Origin of the sequence: Thermosporothrix hazakensis (assembly GCF_003253565.1) — a bacterium.
Classification (GTDB): domain Bacteria; phylum Chloroflexota; class Ktedonobacteria; order Ktedonobacterales; family Ktedonobacteraceae; genus Thermosporothrix; species Thermosporothrix hazakensis.
In genome coordinates this window covers 1-17,174 of sequence record NZ_QKUF01000031.1, presented here as the reverse complement: position 1 = coordinate 17,174, position 17,174 = coordinate 1, and the positions used below count along the sequence as shown (strand labels likewise).

Sequence of the window (17,174 nt, the reverse complement as noted above, 5' to 3'; positions counted from 1 at the left end):
AGTATGCTATACTGTCAGGCACCCGGAAACTGGCTCGTCACTGCACAGGCTCCATATGGCCTCTCAGAAGAGAGGATGAGGATAGAAGATAGAAGAGTTATGACAGCAACACCTCTGCAACAACGGATTATCGAACGAATTCAACAGGAAGGCCCATTGACCTTTGCGCAATATATGCGGATCGCGCTCTATGAACCGGAACTGGGCTACTATGTCAGCAACAAGACCCGCGTTGGTTGGGAAGGAGACTTCTATACCAGCACTGATGTCTCCAGCCTTTTTGCAGCCTGCGCGGGACGACAGCTTCAGCAGCTCTGGGAAGCGCTGGACCATCCTTCGCGCTTCGTCGTCGTTGAACAGGGAGCAGGCCGAGGCGATCTGGAGCGCGGCGTACGCTCATGGGCCGAGCGTACAGTCCCCGAACTGGCGGCAGCCCTTGACTACTATACGACCGATATCGGGACCGGGCAAGATGCACTCGATCCAGCCACACAAGGGCTACAGCCGCATGTGCTCCTCTCCAATGAGCTGGTTGACGCCTTTCCGGTACACGTCCTTGAGAAACGAGGCGACATCCTGTATGAGCTCTATGTTGATCAGGAAGAGGGTCGCCTGTGTGGGTTCTTGAGTGAGCCAGAAAACGAAGAGGTCAGCACCTATCTCGATCGTTTCGCAATACCCTGGCGCACGTTCCCGGATGGCTGGCGAGCCGAGGTGAACCTTGATGCCCTGCGTTGGATTGCCAATACGGCACGCTGGCTTCAGACCACACCTCACGGCTTCCTGCTGACCATTGATTACGGCGAGAAGGCGCGTCAGCTCTACACACCCGAACGTCCACGGGGCACGCTGGCCTGTTACTATCGCCACACCTTTACCGAACAGCCGCTTGCAAAGCCGGGTGAGCAGGATATCACAGCACATGTGAATTTCAGCGCTTTGATTGATGAGGGAGAGCGGCACGGCCTGCACCTGCATACCTACACGACTCAGGCCGCCTGGTTACAAAAGATGGGGATCTTTGAAGAGCTGGAACAGATTCGCAAGCATGACTTCGCGGTGATCGATAGCGCAGAACGCGCCAGCGATCAGGGACAGACAGCCCTGTTTCAGTGGTATAACCTGCGCCAGCGCGTTCTCGCTCTGACCGACCCTCGCGGTATGGGCAATTTCAAGGTCCTGATTCTACAGCATTAATGCCTGCGCGGATACTGGTAGTTATCATAGGAATTGTCATCGCCCGGGCCTGCACCCGTCTGAGGGAAGCCGCCAAAGGGATTGGGAAGCAGGCTCGGGCTGGCGGGGCTATTATCAGGATTATTGGCCGCTTCCTGATTCTGCCTCAAGGGGTCCAGTCCGGGGCCCGGCGTCGCGTTATTAAAATTATTCAATTCCTGGCTGTTTATTTTCACTTCGCCACAGGCCAGCGATTGACCACTCGCATCGCCCTGATGCACATTGACCCAGACTCCTTTTTGAATCTCGGAACCAAGATTATCACGGGATACGGTTAGCGTCGCGTTCCCCTGGCCATCAGAGGCTACTTTCCCTAACACAGCCAGGGTTTCCCCTCCACAACTCCCCTTATCCAGTGTAATCGTGTAATTCAGGCCACTGGTCAGGCCCTGCAGTGTCACCTGAAAATCTCGCCCTTTTCCGTCAGGCCCGGGGATAAACTGCGTCACCCCCCCAACCGTTGAGCCATTCGCGGCATTGATCAAGGCATTGCCCGCATTAGCAACATAGTCAGGACGAACCAGCAAGAGGAAAAGAATTACCACTCCAACAATCAACGCTACCTGGAACAACCGACCAATCATAGTATCTCCTTGTATGACGCCCAAACGGCGCGTCTTTCAAGAACTCCTGGCAAAAACACTGGCAGTAGCTACGTTACAATTGATACTCATCTACCACTAGTATAGGCAAAAACGGCATGACTTACAAGCTCACTTTGAGTTCCTCCCACCAAGCGAGCGTTTCTGGTGATATGATACGAAAAGAGGCAACCAGATACACACTATGAAACGTGTACATGACAGTATGGCCTTGAAGTTTTCTACAGGGGGAGAAAAGCATATGAGCGATGAAACAATAGAGCTTGTGCGAAACTTTACCACTGCGATTGATAATAATCAGCCAGATGAATATGAGCCTTATCTTGCGGATACCTTCCATTTTGAGGGCTGGACACCGAAACCACTCGACCGTCAGGGCTTTCTTGACCTGATTAGCGGCCTGAAAGCGGGTATTCCCGGTCTTGCCTTTAATATCCACAATATGATTGATGAGGATGATACAACCGTTTCAGCCACCTGGCATGTCACGGGCTACCAGTCGGACAGCTTTGTGCTCCCGGTGCTGGGCACGCCGCCTATTCCACAGACCGGGCGCAGTATCTCGCTCCCAACCGAGGATGTCGTCTACAAGCTTCAGGACGATAAGATCACAGCGATTCACGCCACAACCAACGATGAAGGGGGAGTCAGGGGAATCTTAAAGCAGCTTGGTATTGATCTGCCGCTGGTACAGTAAAGCAACCGAATGGCAAGCATAAGAATGGCGGTTGAGCCCGCAACGGGTAACACAACCGCCTTCTTCTTTATTTCTCAGGCTCAAGTGGCTGTACGTTTCCAAAAACACGGGCAGGAGCCGGCGTCGGCGCAGCCCAACGTACGGCATTGATAATGACGCGTTGCACCTCGGGCCGATGATAGGTCGGGAAGGTTTCGTGCCCGGGACGGAAATAGAAGATCTTGCCTCGTCCGCGGGTGTAGCAGGCCCCACTGCGGAAAACCTCGCCGCCGCTAAACCAGCTTATAAAGACAAGCGTCTCGGGAGCAGGCACATCGAAATGTTCGCCGTACATCTCCTCGCGCTCGATCTCAAAGTATTCGCCCAGACCCTCAGTAATGGGATGTCCGGGAGCAACAACCCAGATGCGTTCATGGTCATTGCCCTCACGCCATTTCAAATCACAGGTGGTGCCCATCAGTTTGCGGAAAATCTTCGAGAAATGGCCTGAGTGCAACACGATCAGTCCCATGCCATCCAGGACCCGCTGATACACGCGCTCAACAACCTCATCCTGTACCTCTCCGTGCGCCATATGGCCCCACCAGATCAGCACATCTGTTGTGTCAAGCACATCCTGCGTTAATCCATGCTCCGGCTCATCCAGAGTCGCTGTACGAGCCTCAATGCCAGCCTGCTTCAGTGCAGCCGCAATGACACTATGCATTCCCTCAGGATAATGTTTGGCAACTTCCGGGTTTTTACGCTCATGACGATATTCGTTCCAGACAGTCACTCGAATAGTCGATGTCATTGTTTCCAGCTTTCCAGATATAGAGACACTATCTTGACACACTCCCCGGGGCTTCAGTCGGAGGATTCTTCTTCCAGCCAGCATGCATATGAGCCACCCAACGCGACCCGCTGCCAGCAGCTTTTGACGAGACTCCCTCGACGGTTTTCGTCTGCCCGGCGGTACCGTGCAGAGCCTCCTGCTCACCAGGTAATTACAGTCTATTGTAACATTTCTTCTCTGGCCCTACCAGACCGATAGCGATCGCTTTCTAGCAATGGGACAAATACGTTTTGCAGGAAGAGCCTTTCTGATTCCAAAAGCTGGATCAACAGCTCTTGTTTCCTATTGCTCTCATCAAACTTGAAGAACGGGAAAAAATCTTGTAGAGAATACAGTAATGCCTTTTGTGTCGAATCTCCAACCACAGAGCGACATTCGTTAGCCCGACAAAGGACAGGCGCAAAAGGCATCTTCTCTCTCGAAGATCTCCATTCATTGTCAGCAATGTATTGCTAGCAGCACAGCGCTGATGTACAATCACAATAACAATCATAATCCAATTCCAGTACAATCACGAAGACAGTAGACCGCATACCTGAACCATAGCTGCTGTCTTCCGGCTCCAGGCAATCGAGATGTCACCAGCAAACAGACACTGTGAAAGAAATTATCAGGCGCGTATGCTATGTATCAATACATAACGAAATCGCTAGAGATGTAGAGCGTTCATGCAACCACGAAGACTCTTACGAATCATTTCTGTCCTTATCCTGGGAGTGGCCGTCTTAGCAGGCGCATGCTTCTTTGTACCTCCTCTTTCGGCTTCCGCCCATAGCTTTGTTATTGGCTCAGATCCAATTGATGGCTCCACCATCGAGAAGGTACCCACGGTCGCGCATATTTACTTCAACGCCGACCTCAGCCCGCTCAGCCGTGCCCGAGTCTATTCGATCCAGAATAACACCCTTGTTGACATTACCGAGGGTGAGAGCAGTATTTCATCGACCAATCCCAGACAGCTCAATATCCCCGTGCAAGCGCCCGAAAAGCAGCCGAAAGGGAGCTATGAGATTCTCTGGACCGCTGTCGCCAATGGAGATGGGCATACTACCAATGGCATCATTGGCTTTAATGTAGGCTTTTCCAGCACCGGAGTCACAGGAACCGTTGTGGTTGGCCCCGAGAGCAGCAATAATCTCTATGGCACAGATGGTTCTCGGGTCTTCACCCCGACTGCTCTTCTTGGTATTGTCTGGGACTGGCTGATGCTCCTGGGACTTGCTCTCTGGATAGGCATTGTTATCACCGAACACCTGATTTTGCAGCCCAGACAGGCGCTTCACGACCTGCTGGAGCGAGTGCGCGAGAAGAGTACTTCGTTTCAGTGGCTCTGCCTGTTTTTGCTTCTCTTTAGCGAGCTCGTCTCGTTTCTGCTTCGTCTGATTCAGATGACGCAACAGCTTCAGACAGGGATAACGGCCAACACCTCCCTCGGGCTTCTGCTCCAGAGTAATTATGGCCGCTTCCTGATCGCGCAACTACTGCTGACGCTCTGTACAATGGGCTTTCTATACTGGACGCACAAAAACACGGTGACCGCTCCGGTCGTGCGCCCAAAGAAGGCCGCATCCAATCCGGGAGGCATGCGTTCTACCACAAGCGAGCCCCGACATGGAGCGTTAAAAACGCCCTCACAGCCAGGATTGAAGCCCTCCGGCAACGAGCCAGATAAAGCCGCACTCAACCATCCGCAGGCGCGCATGCTGTCATGGCAAACGATATTCTGGCTTGTACTGATTGGCCTGTTCTTGCTGGCCTACGTTCTATCAAGCGATGCCGTTCAGGTGCTACGACCGCACTTCAGCGTGATTATCTTCGAGTGGCTATTTCTGGCGGCGCTCTGTGTCTGGCTTGGTGGTCTGGCCTATCTTGGCCTGATTCTGTTGCCGAATATTGATAGCGACCATCAACAGCTACTGAACACAGTTCAGCGCTGCATGGCACCATATCATAAAGCTTGTATTGGCATTTTCCTTGTTAGTGGTATCTTTCTGGCCGAAACAGCGATTCCAGGCATGCAGGAGCTCTTTGGTGACCCATATGGGCGCACACTGCTGGTCGAAGCGCTGCTGTTCCTGTTGCTGCTGGCAAGTGGAGCCTACGCGCTCTATCAGGTGCTCCCTAAAATGGCGCGACAGGCGCGACTCGTACCGGTCGTCAAAGCAGAGCTCCCGGCCAAGAAAGCCCGTCAATCCGCGCTGCAAAACACGGAACGGACTCTCAGACAAACAATCTATACACAAATTATTCTGGGCGGCAGTATGTTTCTTTGCCTGGCCCTATTGACCTTTTATGCGCCCCCGATCGTCTTTCCCGCCAATCAGCCGGGAACTGCTGTATCTCCTTCTGGGAGCAACGCAACGGGCCCGATCACACAGCAGGTAGGCGATCTCTCGGTAACGCTTCAGGTACTTCCCGGCAAGGTGAACGCCACAAACAGCATCGTGCTGGCACTGAATGACGCCAACGGCGCGGCCGTTACAGACGCACAGATCCAGTTACAACTGAATATGATTGCAATGGATATGGGAACAACCCGTGCAAGTGTCAAGAGCGGGAATCCGCTCTATGTCGCCGTATTTGAAAAGGGCACCACCTTTGATATGTCTGGTGTCTGGGCAATCACGGTTCACATTCAGCGACCCGGACAGCAACCGCTTCAAACCACGTTTCAGGTAACGCTACCCTGATTTCGGAGAGGAGATGGAATGATGCAGGAACAACAGCTTCAGCGTGCCCGAGAGGCACGTCTTGTCGTACAGATCACCGAGGAAGCCATCAGACAGGCCATTCGGCAGGCCCCCCAGAAGGCCGGCCAATCCGGGCACACACATGGATAAACCGTTACTCCTGTGCGAGCGCCATTCGGTTGAACAGGAACTGGCAAAGCACTGGTGGAGTCTGCCGCAGGGCACCCGACTGCTGTTGCAGGATGGAAGCATCTATCATCTCCACTTCGCGGGCTATATTGGCACATCAGCCGGCCCCGATGTCCGTGACATTGTACTGAAAGATGTCACAGGCTCACCGCTCTACGGCGATGCCGAGTTTCATCTTCGCGCCAGCGATTGGTACGCGCATCGGCATCAGGATGACATTCGCTATAACCGGGTGATCCTGCATATTGTGCAGGTCTGTGATCTGGCTGAGCCGGTACAGCGGCAAGACGGGCAACATATCCCGACCTGTAGTTTGGCCGATATCCCACAGCAGCCGGGAACGCAGCACAGCCCACTCTGGCCCTGTCAGCAAACCATACCACAGCTTTCCCGGGAGGAACAGCATCGTTTATTCAGGACGGCAGGTCTGCTTCGCTTTGAGCAGCGAGTACAGCACTTTATCGAGCAGCTCCGCGAACAGGAAGATTATGACACCCTGCTGATTCCCGCCATTGCCGAAAGTCTGGGATATGGGCGGGATCGCCAGATGTTTCGTGCGCTCGGTCATGTACTTCTTCAGCAGCAGACGCGCATTCCATACCCGGCCTCTGAGCACCCTGCGCAGCTCGATCAACAGCGTTTACAGGGACTCCAACATCTGATAGTACAATGGCAGGAGTCGGGGGCCTGGGCGCAATTCGCGTCTGTGCTCGAGCAGCCATTCGCAAGGCTTCGATCCAGCCTGCGACAGATCTTCTGTCAGGAGGGAATCAGCCAGACCCGAGCCGATATCATCATCTGTAATGTGATCCTGCCATTTGCCGGGGCGGTTGCCCTGCTGGAACAGCAAGAGCAGTTGAATAATCTGGATGATCTGCACAGTCTGTACAATCGGGTTGAAATGCTTTATAGTGAGTACCCCGGTCTGGTCTCAAACCATATCACCCGGCGGATGCGCCGCCAACTGCGGCTGAGTGCCGAACCGATAGGCGCCTGCCAGCAGCAAGGGCTACACTATATCTATCGTGAAACCTGTCAGCAGAAACGTTGTGAGGAGTGTATTGCAAGCAAATATCTATGAATAAGCCACAACCACAGGAGGGAGAACGCCTGGCCCGCTTTCTGGCCCGTGCGGGCGTGGCCTCTCGCCGCAAAGCAGAAGAACTGATCGCCGCGGGCCGAGTACGTGTCAATGAAACGGTCATCTCCACGCAAGGCGTCAAGGTCGATCCCGAGCGCGATCGTATCTATGTCGATAATAAGGAGATACACGCCCGAACACAGCACCTCTATCTGCTCTTGCATAAACCGATGGGCTATGTCAGCACGGTTTCTGATCCCGAAGGACGCCCGACGGTGCTTGATCTACTTCCACCCGAACTGCGTACGCAGCGCCTCTACCCGGTTGGGCGCCTGGACCGTGAAACCAGCGGCCTGCTCCTGCTGACCAATGATGGGGACTTTGCACAACGTCTGACGCATCCCCGATACTCAAAAGAGAAGCATTATGAGGCATATGTCAAAGGGATACCAGACGCACAGACAATACAGCGGCTGGAACAAGGAGTTGCCTTCCTTGAGGATGATGGACGCATGTATACAAGCGCTCCTGCCCGGGTACGGCTGCGCGAAACTCAGGGGCGGGTCAGCCGCCTTGCAATCACGCTCCGAGAGGGACGCAAACGCCAGATTCGCCGGATGCTCGATGCGGTAGGACACCCGGTAATTCGCCTCAAGCGAGTAGGGATCGGGAAGCTTACCCTTAAAGGGGTAAGCTCAGGCCACTGGCGCCATCTGACAGAAACGGAGATACGGGATCTTCTTCGGCAGCCCTGAACACCTTTGCGAGTATCTATCTTCTCTGTCTCGATATGATATAATCCTTCCCAGTATGTTTACGACAAGTGGAGGATACAAGCACGTGCCAGGACGCATAGCTATAGATGGGCCAGCAGGCGCAGGCAAAAGCACAGTAGGCGAGCATCTAGCCCGAAGGCTAGGCTATCTTTATTGCGATACAGGCGCAATGTATCGAGCAGTCGCCTGGCTGGCTTTACACAGGGGAATGGACCTCAACAATGGGGCAGCTCTGGGAGAACTGGCAGAGAAAGCAGATATCGTTATCAGCAAGCCCCAGATCGCTGATGGTCGCCAGTATACCGTAACCGTACACGGACGCGACATCACCTGGGATATTCGCACCAGCCAGGTAGGTCGTGCTGTCTCTACTGTTGCGGGCCATCCAGAAGTGCGCCGTGTGCTGATCCAGCAACAACGCGCCATCGCAAGTAAGGGACAGATCGTCATGGTGGGGCGCGATATTGGCTCAATAGTCCTACCCGATGCAGAACTGAAACTTTATTTAACCGCCAGCCTGCACGAAAGAGCCCGTCGCCGCTATGCAGAAATGGTCGAGCGCATGGGAGAACATAATCCTGCACTCCCAAGCTTTGAAGAAGTGATGCAGGATGTCGAGAAGCGGGATCAAGACGATCAAGCAAATATGCGTCCCGCGCCGGATGCAATTATCGTCGATACCGATCATCTCAATATTGAACAGGTGCTTGACACCATCTGTCAGTACGTGGAGGAAAAAGTATGAGCGCGGATCGACAAGAGCAACAGCAAGATCCACAACCCACGCAGAAGAAGCAAGAGAAAACAGAGAAACAGAAAAACTTGTACGAGCCCTACGTTACTCCACGTCCTCTGTATGAACTGCTCCGAGTCATTGCTATTGTGGTGCTACACCTGATCGCCCGTATACGCATCCGTGGACGGTACAACATCCCCAGAAAAGGACCCTATATCATCGTCTCAAACCATCTCTCCTGGACAGATGTTCCCCTGGTACCGCTGCACGTTCCCGGGCGCGTCGTCTATATGGCAAAAGAAGAACTTTTCTATAGCAAACTTGGTTGGCTGGTTCGATTTCTAGGCGCCTTCCCGGTCAAACGGAACTGGGCGGATCGCCAGGCCATTCGCGCCGCCGGTGAGCAGCTTCAGAAGGGCAAGGTCTTTGTTATTTTCCCGGAAGGGACACGCAGTAAATCCCGGGCACTGGGCAAGGCATTCAACGGGCTTGGCATGATCGCGCTTCGGGCAGGTGTTCCCGTCCTTCCTGTCGCCATATGGGGCAGTGAAAATGTGCTGAAGAAGTTCGGCGCAGAAGTGACTATTTCATATGGTGAGCCGCTGCATTTGAAGCCAAAGGGAGCGAAAATGACGCGTGAAGATATCGAGGAAGCAACCGAAACCGTCATGCTCAAAATCGCTGAAATGCTCCCCCCTCAGTATCGGGGCTACTATGGCGATCAGCCGCCCGTAGTAAAAGAGTCATAAAAGCATATAGAAAAAAAATCCAGTCCACATTCAGGGGCTGGATCTTTTTTGCGCTTATTGTTTATAGTGTTCCACAATATTTCGATCTCGAACCTGCGCATCATCAGGATTCATACCGAAATCGCGGCGAGCCCGGCGCTGGCGCAAGAGGTCCCAGCACTGATCAAGCCGTACCTTCAGATCATCAACTCGCTGACGCTCATCTCCTTGAAGTTGGCCTTTCTCAGCTCGCTGTAACAGGGCATGCTCTTCATCGACCAGCTTACTGATTTGCTTCAAGATATCCTGATCATCCATCGTAATATCACCCTTCTTTCGTTTATTCAACCCGATATCTTCTACAACAGATACGATTGACTTTCTATTTCGTATTCACTCAGGACAGATAAAGAAGAAGGGGCAGCCCGGACAACGCCGTGCGTCAGGCCGAGGCGGATAGAGATCCTGTTCAAGCGCCTGAACGCTCTTCTCGGCCTCTTCCATCAGAGCCTTTTCTTTGCGTGCAGTCAGCCTGATAGGCTCCGTCTCACCGGTTGAGAGGTTTCGGCTCACAAGTTCAACAGGCTCATCAGGATATAATTGCCGCGAAGCCAGCGTATAAAGCAGTTCCCGGGTGTCCGGGGTTGGTTTGCTCTTTCGCTTGCCCATTCGCACTCGTTCAAATGCGACGCGCTTGGAGGGATCAGAAGACGTGGAGATTCGATCAACAGCCACGCGCACCGGTCGGCCCGCGATCTCGACATGAAAGCGTTCATGCACCTTCAAGGCATTCTGCTTTCTGGCAGCCAGGATACGCCGCTCTTTCTCGACCACCTCAAAGCCATGTTCCCGATAGTAGGCAGCGAAAGGCGCTTGCTCTCCTTCCTGTTCCTGCCAGTAGCGCAGATAGAGCTGACGCGCCGCTTCTTCATCAGGGAACCAGTCAGCCTCTTGCTCTATGCGCTGACGAAGCTCCTCTACAGCTTTTTGGGCAGCACGCCAAAAGCGTTGATAGGACGACGTCTCTTCCTCGAACCGATAGATGTGCTGATACAGATATTGACGTGGGCAGCGTTGATAAGCCTCTAACGCGGACGCGTATAACTCATGCGGCTTCATCCGTTGCAAAAAGTCCTGCCCCGGCGTTGGAGCATAGGCTTCGTCTGGAGCCCATCCGTGATCCGCCTTGACGCTATCCCAGACTTTTTTTGTGATCCTGTCAGCGGGCAAACCAGCCTCCAACGCATCAAGAAACAGTGAACGTTTATAGGCACGTTTCCCATAGCGCTCACTATAGCTCAAAATAAGCTGGTCGCGGGCCCGCGTAACGCCAACATAGAACAGGCAGGACTCGCCACTCTCATGGGCTGCTCGGCCCTCACAATCGGGAGGCAACATACCAGCAGGCGCAGGCACTGCAACCGACGTATACATCAGGGGGAACCGATACTGCGCCAATCCCGGCATATAGACAACAGGGAATTCCAGCCCCTTACTCGCGTGCACCGTCATCACGCGAATAATATTGGCGTTCGCTTCCTCTCCATCTGCCTGCTCGCGTTTCGCACCGTCCTGACGCAACAGGACCAGGAGCCGCAGATAGTCAAAAAAGGCTCGGATACGCTCTTCCAGTGGTGGTAATTCGGCCTCTTTCTCCTCTTCGGCCAATAACCTGAGACGAGCCTGTTGTTGCAAATCAAAATGGCGTGCCATCTGCAACAACGACGCATAATCGTACAAGAACGCTTTAGCCTGCTCATCATTGCGTATAAGCAGATCGCGCACTATTCCTGTTTCCAGCAACAAATACTGCGCAAGCAAGGTCCAGATATCGGGGGCATGCTGTAACGACTGAAGAATTTCGGACAGGCGCTGTAAAGAGAGCGCCCCAACCGGGCTCACCGTCGAAGGAATTTCCCCATTAAAGAGCATCTGCGAAAGCTTCTTCTTCTGTTCACGGGCAGCAAGGATCAGCGCCTCTTTATCTTTTGCATCAAGAGGATGCGCCGGAAGCAGGGAAGCGCGAATAATACCCATACCGCTCTCATTCAGCAATAACAGAGGAACCGCCAGCACATTCTTACAATGCGGCTGCTCCAACACTCCATTCTGCTCCAACACAGGTAGACCTGCCGCCAGCAAAGCGCTCGTCACCTTCCGAGCCAATGCCCGAGTCCGACAGAGTACCATGATATCCTTATAGGTATAGCCCTGCTCAAGCTTGCGCTGAATGTCCTGCACAATTCCTGCAAGCTCACTCGCCTCATTCGTCGCCTTTGCCAGTTCAACCGAGGTACCGGGATGTGTGAGACGGACTGGCTGATTCTTGCCGGGCTCTTGCCCCAGTTCAAGCTGTAAACAACGGAATGACTCAGCAATAGCTACCAGATCAGGGCGCGAACGATAATTGCGGCTTAACGGCAGAATGCTTGCTCCCGGAAAATCTGTCTCGAACTTGCTGATATTTGCCGGCGATGCCCCTCGAAACCCATAAATAGCCTGATTGGCATCACCTACCACCCAGACATTACGCGTCTCACCCGCCAGTACACGAAGCAGCACGCCACTTGCGCGGTTGATATCCTGAAACTCATCCACCAGAATATGCTGATATTTGTTCTGCTGTTCTCGTAACACAGCAGGATGCTCGCGTAGCAGGCGCACTGTCAGCATAATCAGACCGCCAAAATCGGTATCGCCTCGACGAGCCAGTGCCGCCTCATAGAGCTCATAGAGCCGAGCCACTTCCAGCGCTCTTTCAGCCTGTTCCTTTGCCTCTTCATCTTGAGCCTGTGCCAGCATGCTCTGCGCCAGTTGTTGATACTCGGCGGGTGAAACAAGCTCATCTTTTGCCCGCGATATTGCCTGAAGCATATCGGGGAACGAGTGGGCCGGATTCTGCGGACTCATATAGTGGCGCAAATGCAACTGACCGGCCTGCTGACGCAAAAGGAAATACCCCTCAGCCTCATCAATCAGCATAAAATCGGAGCGCAGACCGACGAGGGTTCCATACTCACGTAAAAGCTCCGCACAAAACGCGTGAAAGGTACTCATTTTCGGGATCTGTGCCGATGGGCCAAGCAACAACCGAACGCGCTCTTCCATCTCCTGCGCCGCCTTGCGCGAGAAGGTCAGCGCCAGAATAGCCTGAGGTGGCACCCGCAGCGTCTGCACAAGATAGTCAACGCGTCCGATCAATGTACTTGTCTTTCCGCTCCCGGGACCGGCCACAACCAGAGCAGGGGTCGCGGCCTGAATGGCGGCCTGCTGAAACTCATCATAGCGCTTCTTTGCGGCTGTAGAAGCTGCGGTTTCTCCCGGTGAAGCAGGCTCAATGATAGGTTCTTGCATCAGCTCAGCCAACCGATTCAAGAGCGCTCCGGTTGAGACTCCAAATCGAGCCGCCAACGTCTGAGGGGCTACCTGCTCCTGAATATAGAGCGTACGCACACGCTCAAGCGGCATCAGCAGTTCAGCCGCAAAAAGGTTCGCGGCCAGCTCACGCTGACTGCGTGGGTCATATTCCATACCGACGGTATCATGTAGCAGATCCTGCCCGGCCAGTGCATCAGTGACATCCTGCTCCTGACAGGGATCATTACGAGAAAGTGCGGGGAGATGAAAGTGAGCAATTTGTTCCCTGAGCGGGGCCATGAGCTTTTGAATCCTTCCCTCATGGCGACAATGCAGTACGACATGGCCAAGCTCATGGGCAAGCGTAAAGCGACGCAGAGTTTCCGGCATATCGCGGCACAGCCAGATCAGTTGCTCGTCCTCATCGGCATCCACATAGCCATATGTCCCTTCTGGTTCGTCGCCAGGATAGAAGGTCGCAACAGAGAGGTCGAGCCACTCAACAAGGTCATCCAGAGGCGTGCAATCATCGGTCCAGTGCGTGTTTTCTCGACGGAATTGCTGAAGAAGAAGACGGGCCGCCGCTTCAGCGAGCGCATGTAATTGATTATCCATAGCAATAAAGCAACTTCTGCTACACGAACAGCGTTACGGGGACACTCCATACATATTATTCCAGAGCACGCTTTATTATAGCGTATTCTGGTACCTCTTTCTATAGGGAAAAGAGGGGGCCAGAGCGCCAATTGACTTCATTTCTTCGCTACCGGGTAAAAACAGGGTGAATATTTACCAGTCATGAACGTAATTCAAGGTAGATTATCGTGTATACCTTTCAGCTATCCTGTCTGGTATAATAGGGCGAATAATAGAGAAATGGCACCAAGCAAGTGACAAAGGAGAGTATACATGCAAGCAGAGGAGATCCTGAGACTCGCCAAAACAGAAGAGGTGCCAGAAGACTGGCATGTCTACCCGCTTCAGAAAAATAAGGTCATTATTGGCCTGATCGGTTGGGCATTTGGCACCATTATCGGTTTTGGCCTTTTTGCGCTGGTTTATCAGCTCGTCGTTCCCTCTAATTTTCAACGTGGTATTATCCTGATACTATTTACCCTTTTACTTTTCGCCATTTTTCTGTTTATCGGCCTGGGAAGCCTCTGGACCTTCATTACAGATGCGATTCGCCTGAAAGAACATGACAAGCATCTCATTGTGATCACGCCAGAAAGCTTCGTCCAGCAGAAAGGCAGCAAGATCATCCATGTCCCGACACAGCATATCCGCTACGTGACAGTACGTGGCCTACGCAAACCGCCTCGCAAGGTCACCGAAGACGATATCACCAGCGTGCGTCAGATGCCAAATATGGGAGACACCATTGTGACCCTGATCTTCGGGCGAGCCTGGACGAAGGAAGGGCGCAAATGGCGCCGGAAACGCATGCGTACTCCACTCACACTGGCATTCCTTGATGACCGCACCAACAAGACCCATGTGGTCCTGCAAGATGAGACATACGGCGACCCCGCAGAAATCGGCGAAGCGCTGAACAAATACGCGCCAAAGGAAGACGAAGAGGAAAAGCGGGAAGAGGCAGAGGAAATCAAAGCAGAAAAATAGACCAGAGAAGAAAAATACCCGATATGCTTCTTGCTATCGACGTCAGCAATACCAACATCAAACTTGGAATATACCTCGGTGATGTCATGAAACAGCACTGGGTGATTTCCACGGTGCAACAGCGCACCACAGATGAGTATGCGATGTTGCTTAACAATCTCCTCCGGCATGTCGGGTATTCTTTTACCGATATCAATGCGATTGTGCTTGCCAGCGTTGTTCCTCCCCTTACACCGGTTTTTCAGGAGCTAGCTCAACGTTATTGCCAGCAAGAAGCCTGCATCATCACCCCTGACCTTGATCTTGGTATCACGCTGCGTATTGATAACCCACAGGAACTGGGTGCGGATCGTATCGTCACAGCGCTGGCAGTTCACCATCTGTATCGAGGACCCTCAATTGTGATCGCGTTCAGCACTGCCACCACCTTCGATGTTGTGGGAGGCGATGGCAGCTTTTTAGGCGGTGCGATTGCCCCGGGTCTGATGATCTCAGCAGAAGCGCTGAGCAGCGCAGCGGCCAAACTCTTTCGGATAGAGCTTCGCCCGCCCAGACATGCCATCGGCAAAAACACTATTGAAAACATGCAGTCCGGGATTATCTATGGTCATGCAGGGCTGGTACAGGGACTGATCAAGCGGCTTCGAGCTGAGATTCCAGATGTTACCGACGAAAGTCAGGTTAACATCATAGCGCATGGCGGGCTCGTACACAGTATTGCCCCCTTCATCCCGGAAATTCAGCATATCAATCAATTTCTGCCCCTGGAAGGTCTGCGAATTGCCTACACACTGCTTAACCTCCCCTGAGAGTGGGTCGCCTGCGACTCAGCAAAAAGCCCAGGATCACAATGCCGATAAGCCAGACCGGAATAGTCACGATATCCAGAATGTTGGGATCCGCAATCGGACGCAAACGCATCCACTCCAGAAAAAGGATAAACTGTACAAAATTATACATGGTATGCAGTGCACAGATTCCCCATAAACTCCCCTCATAAAGCACGTAGAGGCCAGCAAAAACACCAAAAACCAGGGTAAATAGCAGGTAGAGCGGAGAGAGTGCTTCATTGAGACTATGAATAAACAAAAAGACCAGCGCCTGAAGCAGTAGACCTGTCAGCACCCCGAAATGGCGACCAAGCAACGGAAAGAGCCAGCCTCGAATCTCAATCTCTTCGGCTGAGGACTGTATCACATAGGAAAGCAACTGAACGAGAAAGGCAAGCAGCAACGCCGCCGAGAACGGCTGACTGAGCCCTCCAAGCACGCGAACCAGGCCCAGTGCATAGGCGGCATAGCCGCTTATCAACGCGGCCACCAGGCCAATCAGCAGACCAAAAAGGAGCTTGCGCCATACTCCTCTGCGCCACTCAAAGCCAAGCGCCCAGAACGGTCTTTTCTCGTACCAGCGAACCCAGATCCACAGCAGAAAAAGGGGTAAGCCGAAAGTGAAGAGGGATGCAATGAGGCTGAAGAGTGAGCCAGGAACAGTAAGCCGTTGTATCCCACCGATCGAGCGCACGCCGAGCCCATAGAGCACAAAACCCGCCAGAAGCGCCCCCAGAATTTGCACCAGAGGAATCGCCAGAATAATCAGGATCAGGGCCAGCCACCAGGGAGTGGGACGCCGCGCCAGATGAAGCAAACGGAAAAGGCGATTTTCAGTAACCCGGGGCATGTCTATTCTCCCTATCTACAAGTAGCACATCTTTTATAGATAGGATACAGAGGTGAGGGAAACGAGTAGAGAGAGGAAAAGCCAAAAATGAAAAATGGGCCTTCCTGGACTCGAACCAGGGACCTCAGTCTTATCAGGACTGCGCTCTAACCACCTGAGCTAAAAGCCCGCTTATAGCGATAAAATCCGCCTGTATAGGCGGGCGGAGCGGCAATGTCCTATTTTCCCAGGCGGCTGCCCGCCAAGTATCGTCGGAGCTGAAAGGCTTAACTACCGTGTTCGGGATGGGAACGGGTGGAACCCTTTCGCGATAATCACCGCTCCACCCGCATATACAAACGGGTGGAGAATTTATCTCCTGGTGGAGATGAGGGGATTCGAACCCCTGACCTCCGCCGTGCAAAGGCGGCGCTCTTCCAGCTAAGCTACATCCCCGGGCAATGGGCCTTCCTGGACTCGAACCAGGGACCTCAGTCTTATCAGGACTGCGCTCTAACCACCTGAGCTAAAAGCCCGTGAACGAAAGCACCAAGATTGTTAACAACTCAAGAGTGGTAAGGCCAAGCCGCCAAGTATTCCACCTGGATAAGCTTTGCAGGTTTCACTTACCTGAAGGTAAGTATCGACCTGGGATCGGATGAGTCTTGTGTGATGCCGTCTCTTGCATCCCTCATCCTGTACTCCCTAGAAAGGAGGTGATCCAGCCGCACCTTCCGGTACGGCTACCTTGTTACGACTTCACCCCAATCACCGACCCCACCCTCGACGCCTGCCTCCTCAATGAGGTTAGCCCAGCGGCTTCAGGTGTTGCCGACTTTCGTGGTGTGACGGGCGGTGTGTACAAGACCCGGGAACGTATTCACCGTAGTGTGCTGACCTACGGTTACTAGCAACTCCGACTTCATGCAGGCGGGTTGCAGCCTGCAATCTGAACTGAGACCGGG

15 protein-coding genes, 3 tRNA genes and 2 rRNA genes are annotated in these 17,174 nt (G+C 53.2%); 10 read left to right on the top strand and 10 right to left on the bottom strand.

Annotation, left to right across the window (positions count from 1 at the left end; translation table 11 throughout):
- The first annotated feature begins 99 nt into the window (after positions 1-99).
- A complete protein-coding gene (locus EI42_RS26245) occupies positions 100-1,197 on the top strand; it encodes a class I SAM-dependent methyltransferase (protein ID WP_170142924.1) in 1,098 nt (365 codons plus the stop codon).
- Here the strand turns inward: EI42_RS26245 and EI42_RS26240 are convergent.
- Positions 1,194-1,820: a hypothetical protein gene (locus EI42_RS26240; RefSeq protein WP_111325606.1), complete on the bottom strand. Its 627-nt coding sequence runs from the start codon at positions 1,818-1,820 to the stop codon at positions 1,194-1,196. The two genes, EI42_RS26245 and EI42_RS26240, sit on opposite strands and share 4 nt — an antisense overlap.
- Before the next feature lie 259 nt (positions 1,821-2,079).
- On the opposite strand from EI42_RS26240, the gene EI42_RS26235 reads away from it, so the two are divergent.
- Positions 2,080-2,535, top strand: a complete 456-nt coding sequence (locus EI42_RS26235; protein ID WP_170142923.1) for an ester cyclase — start codon at positions 2,080-2,082, stop codon at positions 2,533-2,535.
- A 67-nt stretch (positions 2,536-2,602) separates the two neighbouring features.
- Here the strand turns inward: EI42_RS26235 and EI42_RS26230 are convergent, their stop codons facing one another.
- Positions 2,603-3,328 carry a ThuA domain-containing protein gene (locus EI42_RS26230; RefSeq protein ID WP_111325604.1) on the bottom strand — a complete coding sequence of 242 codons (726 nt, stop codon included), beginning with the start codon at positions 3,326-3,328 and terminating at the stop codon, positions 2,603-2,605.
- Between the two features lie 710 nt (positions 3,329-4,038).
- Between EI42_RS26230 and EI42_RS26220 the strand changes: the two genes are divergently transcribed.
- The 6 genes from EI42_RS26220 (at position 4,039) to EI42_RS26200 (ending at position 9,591) form a co-directional block, all read left to right on the top strand.
- The gene (locus tag EI42_RS26220) at positions 4,039-6,060 is read left to right on the top strand and encodes a copper resistance CopC/CopD family protein (RefSeq protein ID WP_111325602.1); all 2,022 of its coding nucleotides are present in this window, start codon (positions 4,039-4,041) and stop codon (positions 6,058-6,060) included.
- Between the two features lie 18 nt (positions 6,061-6,078).
- Positions 6,079-6,210, top strand: coding sequence for a hypothetical protein (locus EI42_RS34505; protein ID WP_281278955.1), 132 nt, complete (start codon positions 6,079-6,081; stop codon positions 6,208-6,210).
- On the top strand, positions 6,203-7,330 hold the full coding sequence (locus tag EI42_RS26215) for a DUF2851 family protein (RefSeq protein WP_111325601.1): 1,128 nt from the start codon (positions 6,203-6,205) through the stop codon (positions 7,328-7,330). Before EI42_RS34505 ends, EI42_RS26215 begins: the two co-directional genes overlap by 8 nt.
- Complete coding sequence (locus tag EI42_RS26210) at positions 7,327-8,085, top strand: pseudouridine synthase (RefSeq protein ID WP_111325600.1); 759 nt, start codon at positions 7,327-7,329, stop codon at positions 8,083-8,085. Before EI42_RS26215 ends, EI42_RS26210 begins: the two co-directional genes overlap by 4 nt.
- 85 nt (positions 8,086-8,170) lie before the next feature.
- On the top strand, positions 8,171-8,851 hold the full coding sequence (cmk, locus tag EI42_RS26205) for a (d)CMP kinase (protein ID WP_211326350.1): 681 nt from the start codon (positions 8,171-8,173) through the stop codon (positions 8,849-8,851).
- On the top strand, positions 8,848-9,591 hold the full coding sequence (locus tag EI42_RS26200; protein ID WP_111325598.1) for a lysophospholipid acyltransferase family protein: 744 nt from the start codon (positions 8,848-8,850) through the stop codon (positions 9,589-9,591). Before cmk ends, EI42_RS26200 begins: the two co-directional genes overlap by 4 nt.
- A gap of 54 nt (positions 9,592-9,645) precedes the next feature.
- On the opposite strand, the gene EI42_RS26195 is transcribed toward EI42_RS26200, so the two are convergent.
- Together EI42_RS26195 and EI42_RS26190 are read right to left on the bottom strand one after the other, a co-directional pair.
- Positions 9,646-9,888, bottom strand: a complete 243-nt coding sequence (locus EI42_RS26195; RefSeq protein WP_111325597.1) for a DUF2630 family protein — start codon at positions 9,886-9,888, stop codon at positions 9,646-9,648.
- A gap of 75 nt (positions 9,889-9,963) precedes the next feature.
- The gene (locus EI42_RS26190) at positions 9,964-13,542 is read right to left on the bottom strand and encodes a UvrD-helicase domain-containing protein (protein ID WP_111325596.1); all 3,579 of its coding nucleotides are present in this window, start codon (positions 13,540-13,542) and stop codon (positions 9,964-9,966) included.
- A 294-nt stretch (positions 13,543-13,836) separates the two neighbouring features.
- Here EI42_RS26190 and EI42_RS26185 point away from each other — a divergent pair, with 294 nt between their 5' ends.
- Both EI42_RS26185 and EI42_RS26180 read left to right on the top strand, forming a co-directional pair.
- Positions 13,837-14,550, top strand: coding sequence for a hypothetical protein (locus EI42_RS26185; RefSeq protein ID WP_111325595.1), 714 nt, complete (start codon positions 13,837-13,839; stop codon positions 14,548-14,550).
- A 23-nt stretch (positions 14,551-14,573) separates the two neighbouring features.
- Complete coding sequence (locus tag EI42_RS26180; RefSeq protein ID WP_111325594.1) at positions 14,574-15,359, top strand: type III pantothenate kinase; 786 nt, start codon at positions 14,574-14,576, stop codon at positions 15,357-15,359.
- Here the strand turns inward: EI42_RS26180 and EI42_RS26175 are convergent.
- The 6 genes from EI42_RS26175 to EI42_RS26150 all read right to left on the bottom strand — a co-directional run.
- A complete protein-coding gene (locus EI42_RS26175; protein WP_111325593.1) occupies positions 15,346-16,230 on the bottom strand; it encodes a CPBP family intramembrane glutamic endopeptidase in 885 nt (294 codons plus the stop codon). The genes EI42_RS26180 and EI42_RS26175 overlap by 14 nt on opposite strands.
- Positions 16,231-16,325: 95 nt before the next feature.
- A tRNA-Ile gene (locus EI42_RS26170) sits at positions 16,326-16,399 on the bottom strand.
- 36 nt (positions 16,400-16,435) lie between these two features.
- Positions 16,436-16,552, bottom strand: a 5S ribosomal RNA gene (rrf, locus tag EI42_RS26165).
- A gap of 37 nt (positions 16,553-16,589) precedes the next feature.
- Positions 16,590-16,665: transfer RNA gene (locus EI42_RS26160), tRNA-Ala, on the bottom strand.
- 6 nt (positions 16,666-16,671) lie between these two features.
- A tRNA-Ile gene (locus tag EI42_RS26155) sits at positions 16,672-16,745 on the bottom strand.
- Between the two features lie 173 nt (positions 16,746-16,918).
- Positions 16,919-17,174, bottom strand: a 16S ribosomal RNA gene (locus EI42_RS26150); the annotation flags it as partial.